Here is a 15,280-nt window from a genome sequence, read left to right as displayed (position 1 = left end):
CACCTTAATTATCTGGAGTAAAACCGATGTCTTCATCCCGTAAATCCGCGCCTGCGCGCGAACCGCTCGACATAAATCTCGACTGCAAAGAATTCGTCTTATCTGGAGATCCAGATAACAAGGTCTCGAGCGGAGAAACCTCCAGCGAGAGGTTGGCACGTTCCTCGGGCGACAGTTCGGCAAGTCGCCGCTCGAGAATGGCTTCCGCCGTCGTGACCAGCTGGATCACCGCAACATGGCCCCGCGCGATTTCCTGCTCGATCTCAGGCAGCAAGCTGGGCATTTTCATGGCCACCAAAAGGGCAAGCCAGAAACGCTGTTTTGAACTTTCGAACCGGCTCAACGCCGATCCCTTGGCGCGGGAATTGAGCGTGGCGCCCGACACGCGATCTACGATATTGGTCGCCTTGAGCACCGCGTCGAGATGGCGATGCACGATGGCCCAGGCGTCGGCGAATGTGTCGTAGATCGCGATCTGTTCGGGCGTGAGCTTGTGGACCAGTGGTGCATATTCGACGCCTGCAAAGCTGAGCGCCCGTGCGGTGTAGAGCCCCATGGCCTTGAGGTCACGGGCCACGATCTCCAGCGCCGCTACGCCACCTTCTTCCATGGAGGACAGGAAGATATCGCGATCGGCGAAAGCGGTTCCCGGTCCCCAAAGGCCGAGGCGGGAAGCATAGCTCAGATTTTCAGGCTTTGTCGCGCCGGTCGCGGACACATAGAGTATGCAGGCACGTGGGAGGGCGTTCTGAAGGCGAACACCGGCAAGCCCCTGCTCTGACCCACGCGCCATGCCGAATTCGCTTTCAGTGCCGGCGGCATTGCCCATCTCGTGGGATTCGTCGAATACCAGCACGCCTTCGAAATCATCGCCCGCCCAGGCGATGATCTGTTGCAGCCGCGATTGCCGATCATGACGCGCAGAGCGCAGTGACGCATAGGTCAGGAACAGGATTCCGCTTGTCATGGTGATCGGGCTGCCGGGCGGAAAACTGTTGATCGGCTGAATGTCTATCGGGAGGCCGCCCAGCGCGGCGTGGTCTCGTCTCGCATCTTCTAACAAAGCTGTACCGCGGCTAACCCATATTGCCTTGCGATGTCCCTGATTCCAGCGATCGCGGATGCAGGCTGCGACTTCACGGCCCTTGCCCACGCCGGTGCCGTCGCCGATGAAGAAGCCGGTCCGGTAGATGTGCCCTGCGGGATTCTCTTCGAGGCGGTCACCTGCACCGTTGGGGAGGAAACGTCCGGGCAGGTCGCGCGAAAAAGCATCGCCCGCCAGAATGACGGTTTCAAGCTGGGCATCGGACAGGGCCGCCACCGCGCGCTGCTGAAGCATGGGACGGTGGGTCGGTGCCGGCGGCGCGATCGAGGCCATGGCGATGGATTCGACCAGATCATCGGGATGCGGCGTTGCCCCCTCGATCACGATCCGCGCCAGGCGCCAGGGGGAATAGAGGCCGACCGGGGCGCCCGGCGGAAGCGGCACCTCGAGAATATGGTAATCGAGCGGCTGTGCCATGTCGCCCTGCGCAGCGACGCGGTCAGGTGGCGCCAACTGGTGCGACGTAGTTCGCGCGAAAATGCTGTTCGCCGATGGGCGTGGTGAGGATATGTGACGCGGCAGCGCGACCGGCGTGGTCGGCGGCGACGGATCGGCGAGATCAAGACGCTCAGGGATGGCCAGCACGATCGCCAGCGCCGCATCGATCGTATCGGCGACATGCCGCTCCGGATCTCCCGTCCACCCCTTGTCGAAGACAAGCAGGCGCACATCGATGCCCGTCCCATGCTTGGCATAGGGATTGCCGCCTATGGTGATCTCGACGCGCGGCGGCGTCAGTTCGGACACCATCGTATAGCCAAGCGCCGCCGTCCCGTCGGCCGCGAAACTCGGCGGCATGATCGCGACGCAGCGTCCACCGGGTGCAAGCCTGGCCAGCGCAGCGCGCAGGTGACGGGTCCCTGCGTGGCGATCGACGCCGCGCCCCACGCTTCGGCTGAAAGGCGGATTGATCAGGACCAAGGTCGGTCGCGGCATGGCCGACAAAAGGTCATCGATATGCTCCCCATCATGGCGCGTGACGGGCTGATCGAAGAGGCGCGCGAGTAGGTCGGCGCGTCTGGAATCGAATTCGTTCAGAAGCAACCTTGCGCCGATGCGCCTTGCGTGAACCGCGATCATCCCGATCCCGGCGGACGGTTCGAGCACGATGTCTTCGGGCCGTGCCTGCGCGGCGAGGCCGGCCAACCAGGCAAGCGTTACCGGCGTGCTGAATTGCTGGAGATCGACCTGGCGTTCGGAGCGGTAGGTCTGGGTCGGTAGGCCGCGTTCGAACGTGCGCAGCCTGGCGCAAATGTCCGGCGCCAAGTCGCTCTGGAGCAGCGCGCATTCGGCGTCAGCCAGCAGCATGACCTGCGCAGCTTCCAGGGCGTCATAGGCGTCCCGCATCGACCAGGCGCCTTCGGCATCGTCGGCGCCGAACGCTTCGATCATGAGCTTTTTGATAGCCTGCCGGGTGATCGAACCACCACCGCGCAAGCGCTGGGCGATCGATTTCGCCACGTCGTGCAACCGGGACGGTATGTCAGCTTGTGGCGAGGGGGCAAACTGGAAGAGATTCATGGGCACCTCGATGGACTATGAAAAACGCGTACGTCCCTTCCCCCTCTCCCCATCCAGCATGGCGTGGGCATCCCGGAACAACGCGTTCGCTAGCCGGTGACGGCGTCGCGCCCGGGCGCTAGAAGAAGCCATGGCTTCCTCGCTCGACTATCTCGATGAACTCGATCGCCTGCTGCTCGACCAGGGCGACGATTGCATGCTGTTGACCCAATTGGATGGATTCCTGGCCGGGATCATCGTCAGCCCCGAGTTGATCAGTCCCGGGCAATGGCTGAAACTTATCTGGGCCGGCGACGACGGCGAGGGTATTCCCCGGTTCGACGACGCGGGCGGGTTGCAGCACTTCATAGATCTGGTGATGCACCACTATCACGCGATCCTGACATCGTTGGCTCGACCGGGCGATTATGAACCGGTGTTGGAAATCGACACGCGGTCCGACGAGACCCTGTGGGAAATGTGGGTCGAGGGCTTCGGACAGGCGATGGATATCAATCCTGACGGCTGGCAGCGCATATTGGCGGATGATGATCCCGGATGCAGGGCGGCGATCGAAGGCCTCCGGATGCTGCGTGCTTTTGCCGACGGCTCGACGCAACTCACGCGCGTGCAAGAGGATCGGTGGGACGCGGAAGCGCCCGACCTCATCCCCGTCTGGGTGGACATGCTGCACCAATGGCGGCTAGAAAATGATCCGAACCGGCGTGCAATGATCGGGCGCCAGAAGATTGGCCGCAATGATCCCTGCCCTTGCGGATCTGGACGCAAATATAAGAAATGCTGCGGCCTGAACTGAAACGGGGTGCTGTGATCGGGGCCGAAACGACAGGCTCCGGCCCCGCGGGCGGTCAGGCCGCCTTAGCGAATCCGTCTTCCCCGTCGCCTCCGGAGTCGGCGGGCGTATAGATCTGCTCCTGGGCTCCAGTCACATCCGGCAAGTCCTGTTCGACATCGCGCGGCGCAGCATCGAAACGCATCGCATCAGGAAGCCATGCAAGCGCGCGTTGCTGAACGTCCGGTTCCATGATGACGTGCCCGCCGAAGAGCCGTTCGGCGGATGCGGCGAGATCATGCTTCTTCGAGCCGGAATAGCGCAGGCGCAGTTCATCGCCGCCGATCTCCTCGAACAGCGCGAGAATGCCGGGCTTTGTCAGCTTGTCGAAGAAGGTGAGCGCGGTGGGCCGCCACCAGGCGGCGACATCGATACCGAGCTTGTGGCCCAGATGATCGAGAAAGCTCGCGCCCTCGCCGCCGGCAGGAACAGCGCAAAGCGTGCGGGCGATCACCCAGCCCAACCAGGCCCCCCTTGCATCATCCGGGAGCGCGCAAAATGCGTCATATCGTTCCTCGATGGTGCTATGGCCAACCCAGCTGCGATTGAGCGTCTCATCCAGCCTGGTCCATTCGGCTGCGGCAGCCGTCTCCGGCTTGAAGTCGGCAATGGGCGGCGACGGGATCAAGGCGTGCAGGTCACTCGGCATGCCGGAACTTGCCATCCGATACTGCTCGTCGGCCATGATGAACGTGCCGAGATCGAGCGCGAAACCCGGATCGCTCGCGACATGGAGCGCGAGCAACTGGGTCTTCATCATCGCCATCATGTCGTAGAGCCGCTGGCTGATCATCGGTCGCGTATCATCAGTGACCGCACCCTCCTGCACCTTCGTTTCGGTGTCACCCTCGCCGCCGTCCGCCATAGCCTCGCCCACCGTTTCATCGGCAGGCGCAACGTAAAGCTGGTGATGGATCTGCGGGCGGCCATCGGGTGCGAGCACGACATAGGCCAGTGCGGACGCTTTCTGCTCGGCGTCGTACAGGGGGGCGCTGTCAACGATAGTCGTCAACTCGGCACGCAGTCGCTGCTCGTCCTCGCCATCGGGTTCTTGGCCCTCCTGCTCCGGATCGCCTTCGATTTCGGCGATCTGCGCTTCGATCTCCAGCTTGCGGGCCTCCTGCTCGGGGGTCAGCGGCTCCGCCGCGCCGGTCAGAGGTTGCAGGGCGTAAGTCTCCATATAGGGAATGCGGGGACCAGCGACGACGCGTACCTCGCCCAGCCCTTCGCGTGTCCTGATAGCCTCGGCTTCGGCGAGCAGTTTCCTGTCCGCCAGTTCATCGAGGATATGGGTGTCGACCCAGCGTTCATCGGCCGCGGTGGAGAAGAGGTCGGCGTCCTCGACGCGGCCGCCCGCGGCGATATAGGCATCGCGCCCAACCAGCAGCGCCTTGGGGTCGTCCGCGCGATAGCTGTAATTTTTGAGCAGCCGCCGGATCTCGTTGATGTTATCGCGTGAATAGGTTCCTCGCACGGCCTCCCAGACCGCTGCCTGGCGACCTGTATCGGCTGTCGTCGCATAGGCCTTGGCGACATCGAGTGTAATCTCATCGGCTTCGAGCGCTGCAAAGATGGGATCGGCGAGATTGGCGAGCCGGAGCCGCCCCAGCACGAACCGCTCTTCGATACCGAAGCGACGGGCGATGTCGGCATGGGTGCGGCCCTCGACTTCGATCAGGTCGCGGAACGCCATGCAATCTTCAGCGGGGGACATGGCCAGGCGATCGTAGTTTTCGACCAGGCTGATTTCACGACCATCTTTGGCGTTGGACAGGATGAGAACCGGAACCTGATGATCGGCCGGCAGCGTTCCCTTCTCGATCAGCCGGTGGATGGCGTCGAGGCGGCGGCCGCCGGCCGTAACCCGATAATGGCCTTTCTTGCGCGCCACCGGTACGGCGACCAAGTTCTGGATCAGGCCGTGACTGGCGATGCTGGTTTCCAGTTCGGCATCGGCGCGCGCATCGGTCCGCTTGCGGACATTGACCGGCGACTTGGCGAGGTTGCTTGCGGGCACAAGGATGGGTGTTGTGGTCATTCGTCAAAGCTCCACAGAAGCGGCCCGGGCATCGAACCGCGTACCTCGCTCCTCCTCCTTCCCTTTTCCTTACCGTTTTGGCTCGTGACGAGAGGCTGGCACAACGCTATCAACCTTGACTTCGTAATTTTAAGGAGGAAGTTTATGAACAATTCCGAACTCGCCGAAACGCTTACGGCTGCGCACGGACTGACGAAGGCCGACGCGCGCAAGCTCGTCGATGCGGTATTCGAGGCCATCGCCGATGCAGCAGGCAAAGGGGATGAGATTTCGCTGAACGGCTTCGGCAAGTTCAAGGTCAAGGACACGCCGGCGCGCGAGGGCCGAAATCCGGCTACGGGGGAAACCATCAGCATCAAAGCCTCGAAGAAGTTGGCTTTCACGCCTGCCAAGGCAGTGAAGGATCGTTTGAACGGCTGACGGGAAGCGCTGCCCATGCTGTCGCCGGCAGGGCAGCGTCCTCTTGCATGGCGATCAGGCAGCGCGTTCCCGCGCTTCCAGCACGTCTGCCCAGTCATTACAGGGCGCCGGGGGCCACGGGCTGATGATCTCAAGGCCTGGTCGATTATAGGCGAGATGGGCGCGGCGATTGGCTTTCGATCCGGCCGCATCCCGGTCGAACAGCAGAACGAGACGTTCCAGCCCACTAGGCAGCAGGACATGCGCGGCGCGTTCGGCTCCGAGTGTCGCCCAGACGGGAATGCGGTGAAGGCGCATCGCGGCGAGCGCCGTTTCGACCCCTTCGGCGAGGCCAAGAACAGTGGTCGCGGCAGCAAGTTGCACGGCGCCGCGACCCGGCCGTCCAAGCATCAACCGCGGATCCGCCAGATCACCCGCTTTTAAGCCTGCCGTCGGATCGAGAAAGGTTCGATGGATCGCAACGATCCGACGCCTTTCGCGGATCGCTGCAATCATCGCCGGACGGAATACGACTGCATGGCCACGTCCCAGCGGCGTACGCGCATTGTAGCGCAGATCGTGCCAGGGCGGTGAGAGGAAACGGCTGGCAAGGTAAACTTGCACGGGGGTGCCCGTAATAGGTGTGGATGCCTCCCAAACCCGCAGGCCAGGCCCGGGCCTGGGCCAGTCGATGTACAATTTGCGTGGCGAAGCCGAGATCGGCCGCTCGGGAAGCGCAAGGTGCAGGCGCCGGATCGCCCGCAGGACGTCGATGGTGTCGCAACCCGCAAAGCACTTGAACAACAATGCCTCGTTGCCCACACGGATCGACAGGCTGGGATTATGGTCATCATGAGCCGGACACAGACACAGGCCGCGGTCCTTCCGCCATGTTCCTCCCAGCTGGCGGCACAGGTTTGCGCCCTGGAACTCGAGTTGGAGACCTTCCATCGTCGCACGCTCAGCCGCTGAGCCCTTTTTTTCATGTCTCATCGAGAGCCAGCGACAGTGCCAGAAGCGCCGCCGCCAACTCGCGCTGGACCTCAGCGACATCGAGATCGAGTCTGGCGGCTATTGCCGGATAGGTGAGTCCCTCGACGCAATGGGCGAGATAGATGACGCGTCTTTGTTGCGGCAGCTCCGCAAGGGCGGTGCGCAACTTCGCCTCTTGCTTCGCATCGCTGGAGTCCAAGGCGTGCTGCTCAACCCAAATCCATCCCCTGACCCACACGCCATGAGGGGTCTGCTCGACACGGGTTTCGCCGGCGTCGATGCGCAGCACGGGCGCACCTTCCAGCCTGGCCCTGGCGACTGCAATTGCTGGATGGCGGGCATCGCCCAGTCGATCGGCAACGGCCGTAAGACGACGAAGAAACGGCGCGGCTTTGCCGCGAGACCAGGACCAAGTCCGGCCGAACAGAAAGGCTTTAAGATATTGAAGTAGCCAAACTATCTTGAAATCGTGCATGGTGGTTCATTCCTGCCGGAGACTCCCTGCCCCGTCCCACCCCTCTCCTTTCCAAGGCCATGTGGTCCGGGCATCGTGCTCTTCGTCGTCGTCGCACCATAAGGGGATTCTCGAGCGCCCGCGTTCGTCAACCCTTTGCGGCTCGGGCGATGGAACCGATATCCATCCGTTGGACGCCGCGAGGACCGTCGGAGCCATTGCTCGATTGCTTGCGAAATATCCTGTCAAACGGGACGCCGCGCAGCTATGTTTTAGAAAGGTTTTTACTTGAAACAGAATGGAGGCGCTCGGAGGCTGCCAGCAGATTGATTGAAGAGGAGGGAGAGGACGCAGCTTGCGATCGCCGTAAATCGGCGAAGGGGGAACCGCCCTTGAACGAGGACGACTATTCGGAGATATTCGAGCGGCTGAGCCCTCGAAAGGGCGATTGCCTGCGAGAGGCCGCTAAAGGCAGCTCCTCGAAAGAGATCGGACGTGCTTTGGGTATCTCACCCAACACGGTCAACAATCACATCCTGGAAATCCGCAGGCAGCTGGGCAATGTGTCGAAGTGGAAAGCGGCACAACTTTTCGTGGCATGGGAAGCCCGCAAGGGGGGGCAAAATATACCCCCCCAATCAATGGTTATTCCCGATAACCCGAATCCCATGCCAACTGGTCCCACCGAAACCCAGGCGGACGACCAGGCGATGCAAGGAGAAGCGGAGGATTTTTTCGCGAATGAACAAAAGCCCTATGGCGTTCGCGACCCACGCTTTTCCTTGCTCGATATTGTACCGTACCGCGTAGCCGGGAGGCAACGTAATGAGCTGAGTGGACCTTACATACTGATCGTTTTCGCGATCCTCACCACATTGATGCTCTTTGCCGTAGGCGCCGGGTTTTCCTTGCTGTTGGCGCTCAACGGCCTCGTGAAGAAATAGAGCAGCAATCCAGAAAATCCATCTACGTGACCTGCTCCGAGCGGAGCGGGAAGGAGAAACCATGCGCGCTCAACGCCAATCCATCGCCAAACATGTAGCCGAACGGCTGTTCGCCGCCGAAGAGGCCATCGATATCGCAGCTGCCCGTATTGCCGAACTAAATGCGGCGCTACCACTTGCACGGCTGGATGCTCGCCTCTCGGCCATGATCGGCCAGAATGCTATTCAAAGCTCGGCTTCGGCGATGTTGCTCGTTGCCGAGACGCGCGAAAAGATCGTCACGACCCATGCCAATCTCAAGCAGGCGAGTGATGCGATCGGGTTACCGGAGACCAGCTATGGCGACCTACTCAAGGTGGCATCGGCGGAACACCGGCCTGAGGGACAACATCTTCGTGCGGTGTGAGGCATGTGCCGAGGGAAATTGACGAACCGTTACATTTATTGTTCCCTCAGCCCATGACGAGACAAGTCCTGTTCCTGGCATTTCTGCTGTTGAGCAGCGCCTTTGCCTTCCGAAGGGGTGACCAACCCGAAAAGATCGGTGCGGTCACCCTTTTACTAGGCGCAAGCCTGACGGTTCTTGTCGCTTCCCCGCTCGGTACCCGCTTTCAGAATGTCGAAGCCGGCATTCTCGTGATCGACATATCGATACTGGGCATTTTCCTATGGCTTTCAATTCAAAGCACCCGTTTTTGGCCGATCTGGATCGCAGCGATACTGGGCGCGGAAGTTGTCGTCCATGTTGCGCTCGCGATTGCGCCCGAAGTTGTTCCCCGAGCCTATATGCACGGTCTGGCGTTATGGGGCTGGTTCGCTCAACTGGCACTCGTGATCGCGACATGGCGGCACCGGAGGCGACTGAAGCGCCTGGGTGCCGACGCGCCCTGGAAGAGCTGATCAGCCTTACCTCTCCCGCGCGCGCCCAAGAATTCTCTGAGCGTCTCTTCGCACGCTTTGGTTCACTCGGCGACGCAGTATCGGCGCGTTCGGCAGAGCGGATCGAATTATTGGAGGATTCGCTCGAGATCGAACAAACCTTCCGCTGCTTCAGGCGGGCGATGACCCAGATGCTCAGGGGGCAACTCATGCAGCGGCCCATATTGTCCAGCGATGAGCATGTGCTGGATTATCTGCGCGGCCGTATGGCCTATGAACCGATCGAGCAGCTACGGGTCTTGTTCCTCAACGCAAACAATGAGTTGATTGCGGACGAGGTGCTGGGCGTGGGAACAGTCTCGGCCGTGCACCCATGGCCGCGCGAAATCCTCAAGCGCTGCCTCGATCTCGAAGCGACGGCGATTTTGCTGGTCCACAATCATCCATCCGGCTGCCCGAGGCCATCAAGGTCAGATCGGGATTTGACGGAAAGGATCGCAAAAGCGGCGAAATGTCTCGACGTCGTCGTCCATGATCATCTGGTCGTGGCCCGCAATGGTACGACGAGTTTTCGGAAAGCGGGTTATCTATGATCGGCGCGAACCACCTTCCTGGTATCGCTTGGATGAGCCACGGGTCCCGCTGGCACCTGGAGCACGGCCGCAGAGGCGGTTCGTGCTCCCTGCATCGATGACTTCGATGGGTAACCGAGGCGAAGACGCTTGGCCGTCGGCGTGCCGGGTGACGGCGTGTCGGGCCTTTCTGAAGATGGCGGCTATCCTCGACAGGACATTGGGGATGAAGCTGTCGTCGAACCCTTATCTGGCATATCTGCTCGAAATTTATATCGCGGGGATCGACGGCGAAAGAATATACCCTGCCTGCTTTTCGCCTGAACATGCATCATCGACCGCGCATCGTCGTTCCGCCCGCCTGGAGCAATGGGGCGCCGTTGTGCGCGAGGACGATTCCATGGACGGCCGATGCAACGATCTCAGGCTCTCGCATCCGACGAAGCAGGCTCTGGAAGGCGCAATCGATTTGTTGATCGGGCAATGCCTCAGCCTGAGTGCGGAAATCAGCGCGTCTGGAAAATCTGGCAGCTTGATGGCGATCGTGGAGATGAGGTACGATCAGCATATTGGTACCATTCAGGATGTGAGTGACATGACTATCTTGCGCGGCAAGGTTATTGCGGGAGGGCGGATTGCCCTTCCCGCCGATATTCGCCGTTCGCTTGGCTTGCAGAATGGTGACACCGTTCTTTTCGAGGTTAATGGCAACGAAGTGCGTATTCGACCCGCCCGCTCCGCGCTTCGACGAATACAGGAGCGTTTGCGCGCCTTTGCGCCCAAGGAGGGACTTGTGTCCGAGGAGTTGATCGCTGAGCGACGGGCCGAGGCGGTACGTGACTGATGTCGATACAAAGGCCGTTTTCGTTCTTGATGCCTCAGCCCTACTGTGCCTGCTGTTTGGCGAACCGGGCGCAGACCAAGTGGAAATGCGATTGACCGGTGCTCTGGTGTCGGTGGTAAACTACCATGAGGTGTTAGCAAAGCTCATCGATCACGGCGTAGATGCCGCTGAAGCGCAGATGATGCTGGCCGAACTCGATATCGACGTTGTGCCCGCCGATCGTGATCAGGCTGACGTTGGCGGAAAGCTGCGCCCGGAAACACGAGACATCGGCCTGTCTCTTGGGGACCGGTCTTGCCTGGCGTTGGCGCTGTGCCGAAACGCTACCGCTGTAAGCGCCGACCGGGCATGGGAAGCGCTGGATGTCGATGTGGTGGTCGAACTGGTGCGATGACCGGCATGCCGGATGGTGGAAAGCGGGATAAGAGACTGAACTGATGCGTACCGACCTCAATCATCTTCCGAGCGCCAAACAGCGCGAGCTCGACCGCGTCGTGGAAATGCTGTTTCAGGGGTTCCGCGAGGCAACGCAAGAGGCGACGGGCCGGCGCAAGTCCGGCCGGATTCTCAAGGTCATCCTGTTCGGCTCCTACGCCAGAGGTGATTGGGTCGATGCGCCTTTTGACGCGAACCAGTTCGCATCGGACTATGATATCCTGGTCATCGTGAACCAGAAGGAATTGACGGATCGTGCGCGTTACTGGGAGGCGACGGAGCAGCGCCTTTTCGACGCCCATCAAGCCGAGAAGATCATCCGCGCGCCGGTCAATTTTATCGTCCATTCCTTACAACAGGTGAATGATGGCCTTTCCCATGGACGGGTATTCTTCATGGAGGTCGCTAGGGATGGCGTTATTCTTTACCAGTCGGATGATCGGCTCCTCGCAGAACCGAAGCCTAAAACGCCGGAGCAGGCTTATCTCGCAGCAAAGGAATATTTCGAAGATAAATTTCCGGCAGCGATGCGATGGTTTGAAGGAGCCGAGTTTTATCAAGCGAAAGGATACAACAGCAATTCGGCATTCCTTCTGCATCAGACTACAGAAAGCCTATATAAAAGCGTTCTGTTGACGCTGACGTTTTACGCCCCTCGCAACCCCAACATCCTTTTCCTTCGTGGGATGGCGGAAGGTTTAAGCTCGACGCTGTTTGAAGCATGGCCCCGGGGAACACATGCTGAGCGTGCGATGTATCAGAAGCTCAAGGATGCCTATCGCAAAGGCCAGCATTCGAAGCATTTCGACATTTCGGCTGAAGAGCTACACTGGATCCGGGGGCGGATTCAGGTGCTTGGAGAGCTTGTACATAAGGTTTGTTCCGAACATATTGCAAAGTTGAAATTCGACGCAAAAAGTCAGAAAACTTGAAAGCATCGTCGCTATTAATTGCGGCTCGGACGAACGAAAATGCCAGCACCTTATTTAGTATACATGGACTTTGCAGTTTATTAACTGACAGGCCACCTTTATTCCTGTCGCTTGGAGGACGCCGAGATTGGCGGCCTGATCCATCGCCCGTCCTACCGTGAAATCCTTGCATTTTGCGGCGAATGCCCCTAATAATCACCGCAAGAGGTGCGGTGATTATGCCATATATCCATGAGCTTCCGGACTGGCCAAACTTGAGCTGGAGCGCAGGTCAGCTTGCCCAACCGCTTGCCGCTGTGCGACACCGGCAGGGGCGGTTGATCGGCCACATGGAAGCGCTCGGTTTCCCGCTGCGCGAAGAAGCCGTGTTGCAAACCTTGACCGAAGATGTCCTGAAATCGAGCGAAATCGAAGGTGAGGTGCTGGACAGGCAACAGGTGCGTTCATCCATTGCCCGCCGCCTCGGCATGGACATCGCCGGCCTGGTCGAGACTGATCGAAGCGTTGAAGGCGTCGTGGAAATGATGCTCGATGCTACTCAAAACTATACGCAGTCGCTGAATGCGGAACGGCTGTTCAACTGGCACGCGGCACTGTTCCCAACGGGGCGCAGCGGCATGAGCCGCATCACCGTCGGATCATGGCGCACCGCCGAAGGTGGCGCAATGCAGGTGGTCTCGGGCCCTATCGGCCGCGAGCGCATTCACTATGAGGCGCCGATATCGGCGCGTCTGGACGCGGAAATGACGCGCTTTCTCGACTGGTTCGAAACAGCTACGCCTGATCCCGTTCTGAAAGCCGGGATTGCGCATCTGTGGTTTGTCACCATCCATCCTTTTGATGACGGCAACGGGCGCATCGCACGCGCCATCGCTGATCTTGCTCTTGCACGTGCGGAGGGAACCCCGCAACGCTTCTACAGCATGTCCGCGCAGATCCGCATTGAACGTAAAGTTTATTACGACATGCTGGAAGCGACACAAAAGGGCAGTCTGGACATCACGCCCTGGCTGTTGTGGTTCATTGAATGCCTCGACCGGGCTTTTCATGGTGCTGAGTTCATTCTCGCCAATGTGATGCGCAAAGCCCGGTTCTGGGAAGCAGTTCAGGGGCAGCCGCTGAACGACCGTCAAAGCAAGGTCATCAACCGGCTGCTGGACGGCTTTGAAGGCAAGCTCACCAATGCCAAATGGGCAACTATTACGAAAGCCTCGTCGGACACGGCCTTGCGCGACATCAACGATCTGCTCCGACGCGGTATCCTCGCGAAAGACTCCGCCGGTGGTCGCAGTACGAGCTATTCACTCGTTCCGGAGCCGACCGGTGGTGCAGGATAACTTTCATGTCCGCGTTGGACTGGATCTCGCTGGTGAAGCAAGGTATTTTCTCGCGCTGTGCCGAACATCCGAGGTAGAGATGGAACGTACTGATAAGACAAAAATACCGGGAGCTTGATTGAGTCCTCCTCTCACGGCATAGTACCAATGCGGGTTGGAATCTGGCAGCCGCCCGCAGGATTTTCCTGTCAGGTATCTCGAAGCTCGACATACGGGTCGAGCGCCGGTTGCTTCGTTAGACGACAACTCGGCTCACCTCACATCGCTTCTCCCTTGCACTAGCGAGGACGGCGCTGCCACGTCGTGAGGAACCGTGATTCCATGTCGTCTGAAAATTTCAATCCGCCAGAAGGCCTGAGAGACGATGTCGCTCAGGAAAATGCGAGTTCGGAGATCGCCGACGTGCGACATATCTACGAAATCGAAGCGCCGCGGTTGCAGCGATATTTCCAGAGTCGCCTACGCTCGCGGGATGACGCGGGCGATCTCGTACAGGAATCTTTTGTCCGCCTGGTCGGTTGCATGGCCAGGACAAGACTTCCACGGCCGGCAGCGTATCTCCAACGTATCGCCCGAAATCTTCTGCTGGATCGATATAAGCGCCTCGAGACCCGGCTCCTGGCGTTTCATGTGCCGATTAGCGAAGATTTCGAAGTGGCAGTCGCGCCGGATCAGGCCGCACGCATCGAGGCCGAAGACGTGATGCGGATTTACAGGCGCGCCCTTGAGGAGCTACCCCACCGGACGCGAGAGATATTCCTGGCTCATCGGGTGGATGAACTGACATACCGGGAGATCGCGGAAAGCATGGGAATTTCAATCCCGACTGTGCAATATCATGTCGCCCGCGCGCTGGCCCATATCGACGCAGCTCTGGAACAGGAATGATGGAAGACACAGATCCGCCGCGTCGGCATGGACAACTCAGGGAAGAGGCAGCCGACTGGTTCGCTATCATGCGTAACCCGGAGGAAGCAGAAATCAGACGCAAAGAGTTCGAAGCATGGCTGGCGCGCGGCGCGCTTCACCGCGCCGCCTACAACCGGATTGCCGAAGCCTACAGCATCGGAAAGCGTTTGAAGCACCCTTCAGAAGATGATGCCCTCACTTCCGATGCCGCGCCTGCCGACGATTTCCGGCAGAGCCAGCCACGAACCAAGACGAAAAGACGCGCGCTGCTTATACTGGCTATGATCGGCGCCGTTGCCCTTGTTGCGCAATGGGCTGCAGGTTCGCCGGGTGATGAGATTAAACACCCCTCGCTTGCCATTGGTTCGGCACCTGGCACGTCCGATGATCCTGCGCAGCTGAAGATTGCTACAGCCACCGGCGAAATCCGATCGTTTCGTCTTGATGACGGTTCTGTCGTCGCACTCGATACGAACAGCCTGGTACTGGTGGATTTTGACGCCCGGCGCAGAAATCTTCGCTTGCTGCGCGGGCGCGCCCGTTTCACCGTCGCCCATGAGCGGCGGCCGTTTGCGGTTCATGCCGGCCGCGGAACAGTGACAGCACATGGAACGGTTTTTGACGTCAATCTCCTTCCGAACAATCGTATTGTCGTGCGACTAATGAGGGGTGCCGTTGACGTCACGGCAGACGGCCCCGCAAGGGAGCGTGCACTGCCGACGGTTCGACTATCTCCAGGCCAGCAGGTCGAACTACGCGATGCTCCTGCACCCCTTGCCCTCGAGGTCGTCAAGGCACAGGCCAATGACAGTGAATGGCCTGCCGGATTGAAGGAATATAGGAATGTTCGCCTCGGAGACCTGTTCGTGGAGGCCAATCGCTATGCTGACATTCCCCTGGTGGGAGCAACACCCGATATAGATGATGTTCGGGTCTCGGGAAATTTCCGTATCACGGACAGCGCGCGACTGGCACGCAATCTGGGGGACGTGCTGAGGCTGGCAGTCATTAGTGGACCTAACTCGATTGCCTTGGCCCGGCGGTGCCCTGCCCTTCCGAAAGGAAATTGCCGCCCGCCATCATAAT

General features: G+C 59.9%; 16 protein-coding genes. 12 read left to right on the top strand and 4 right to left on the bottom strand.

Annotated elements, in window-relative coordinates; all coding sequences use genetic code 11:
- Window positions 1–4: 4 nt before the first annotated feature.
- Window positions 5–2,626, bottom strand: coding sequence for a strawberry notch-like NTP hydrolase domain-containing protein (locus WA070_RS14825; RefSeq protein WP_422634694.1), 2,622 nt, complete (start codon window positions 2,624–2,626; stop codon window positions 5–7).
- Between the two features lie 130 nt (window positions 2,627–2,756).
- Between WA070_RS14825 and WA070_RS14820 the strand changes: the two genes are divergently transcribed.
- Window positions 2,757–3,422 (top strand): UPF0149 family protein, encoded by a 666-nt coding sequence (locus tag WA070_RS14820; protein ID WP_422634693.1) that lies wholly within the window; start codon window positions 2,757–2,759, stop codon window positions 3,420–3,422.
- 52 nt (window positions 3,423–3,474) lie between these two features.
- On the opposite strand, the gene WA070_RS14815 is transcribed toward WA070_RS14820, so the two are convergent.
- Entirely contained in the window at window positions 3,475–5,496 is a 2,022-nt protein-coding gene (locus tag WA070_RS14815; protein WP_422634692.1) for a ParB/RepB/Spo0J family partition protein, read from the bottom strand.
- A gap of 144 nt (window positions 5,497–5,640) precedes the next feature.
- Between WA070_RS14815 and WA070_RS14810 the strand changes: the two genes are divergently transcribed.
- Window positions 5,641–5,916: an HU family DNA-binding protein gene (locus WA070_RS14810; RefSeq protein WP_422634691.1), complete on the top strand. Its 276-nt coding sequence runs from the start codon at window positions 5,641–5,643 to the stop codon at window positions 5,914–5,916.
- 54 nt (window positions 5,917–5,970) lie between these two features.
- On the opposite strand, the gene WA070_RS14805 is transcribed toward WA070_RS14810, so the two are convergent.
- A complete protein-coding gene (locus WA070_RS14805; protein WP_422634690.1) occupies window positions 5,971–6,846 on the bottom strand; it encodes a DUF7146 domain-containing protein in 876 nt (291 codons plus the stop codon).
- Between the two features lie 31 nt (window positions 6,847–6,877).
- Window positions 6,878–7,363, bottom strand: a complete 486-nt coding sequence (locus WA070_RS14800; RefSeq protein WP_422634689.1) for a sigma factor-like helix-turn-helix DNA-binding protein — start codon at window positions 7,361–7,363, stop codon at window positions 6,878–6,880.
- Between the two features lie 371 nt (window positions 7,364–7,734).
- Between WA070_RS14800 and WA070_RS14795 the strand changes: the two genes are divergently transcribed.
- The 10 genes from WA070_RS14795 (at window position 7,735) to WA070_RS14750 (ending at window position 15,279) form a co-directional block, all read left to right on the top strand.
- On the top strand, window positions 7,735–8,286 hold the full coding sequence (locus WA070_RS14795; protein ID WP_422634688.1) for a LuxR C-terminal-related transcriptional regulator: 552 nt from the start codon (window positions 7,735–7,737) through the stop codon (window positions 8,284–8,286).
- Window positions 8,287–8,347: 61 nt separating this feature from the next.
- Window positions 8,348–8,692 carry a hypothetical protein gene (locus WA070_RS14790; protein WP_088184961.1) on the top strand — a complete coding sequence of 115 codons (345 nt, stop codon included), beginning with the start codon at window positions 8,348–8,350 and terminating at the stop codon, window positions 8,690–8,692.
- An 89-nt stretch (window positions 8,693–8,781) separates the two neighbouring features.
- Complete coding sequence (locus WA070_RS14785; protein WP_231736482.1) at window positions 8,782–9,186, top strand: hypothetical protein; 405 nt, start codon at window positions 8,782–8,784, stop codon at window positions 9,184–9,186.
- Window positions 9,129–9,758: a JAB domain-containing protein gene (locus WA070_RS14780; protein ID WP_422634687.1), complete on the top strand. Its 630-nt coding sequence runs from the start codon at window positions 9,129–9,131 to the stop codon at window positions 9,756–9,758. Before WA070_RS14785 ends, WA070_RS14780 begins: the two co-directional genes overlap by 58 nt.
- 205 nt (window positions 9,759–9,963) lie before the next feature.
- Window positions 9,964–10,581: an AbrB/MazE/SpoVT family DNA-binding domain-containing protein gene (locus WA070_RS14775; protein ID WP_422634686.1), complete on the top strand. Its 618-nt coding sequence runs from the start codon at window positions 9,964–9,966 to the stop codon at window positions 10,579–10,581.
- Window positions 10,574–10,975 (top strand): type II toxin-antitoxin system VapC family toxin, encoded by a 402-nt coding sequence (locus WA070_RS14770; RefSeq protein WP_422634685.1) that lies wholly within the window; start codon window positions 10,574–10,576, stop codon window positions 10,973–10,975. Before WA070_RS14775 ends, WA070_RS14770 begins: the two co-directional genes overlap by 8 nt.
- Window positions 10,976–11,018: 43 nt before the next feature.
- Complete coding sequence (locus tag WA070_RS14765) at window positions 11,019–11,948, top strand: nucleotidyltransferase domain-containing protein (protein ID WP_422634684.1); 930 nt, start codon at window positions 11,019–11,021, stop codon at window positions 11,946–11,948.
- Between the two features lie 182 nt (window positions 11,949–12,130).
- The gene (locus WA070_RS14760; RefSeq protein ID WP_422634683.1) at window positions 12,131–13,285 is read left to right on the top strand and encodes a Fic family protein; all 1,155 of its coding nucleotides are present in this window, start codon (window positions 12,131–12,133) and stop codon (window positions 13,283–13,285) included.
- A 321-nt stretch (window positions 13,286–13,606) separates the two neighbouring features.
- Entirely contained in the window at window positions 13,607–14,173 is a 567-nt protein-coding gene (locus WA070_RS14755) for an RNA polymerase sigma factor (RefSeq protein ID WP_422634682.1), read from the top strand.
- Window positions 14,170–15,279, top strand: coding sequence for a FecR family protein (locus WA070_RS14750; protein ID WP_422634681.1), 1,110 nt, complete (start codon window positions 14,170–14,172; stop codon window positions 15,277–15,279). Before WA070_RS14755 ends, WA070_RS14750 begins: the two co-directional genes overlap by 4 nt.
- Window position 15,280 lies beyond the last annotated feature (1 nt).

It is taken from the genome of Sphingobium sp., from assembly GCF_049304695.1.
GTDB lineage: Bacteria > Pseudomonadota > Alphaproteobacteria > Sphingomonadales > Sphingomonadaceae > Sphingobium.
Note: the sequence above shows the minus strand (reverse complement) of the source record. Positions and strands in the feature narration are given on the sequence as shown.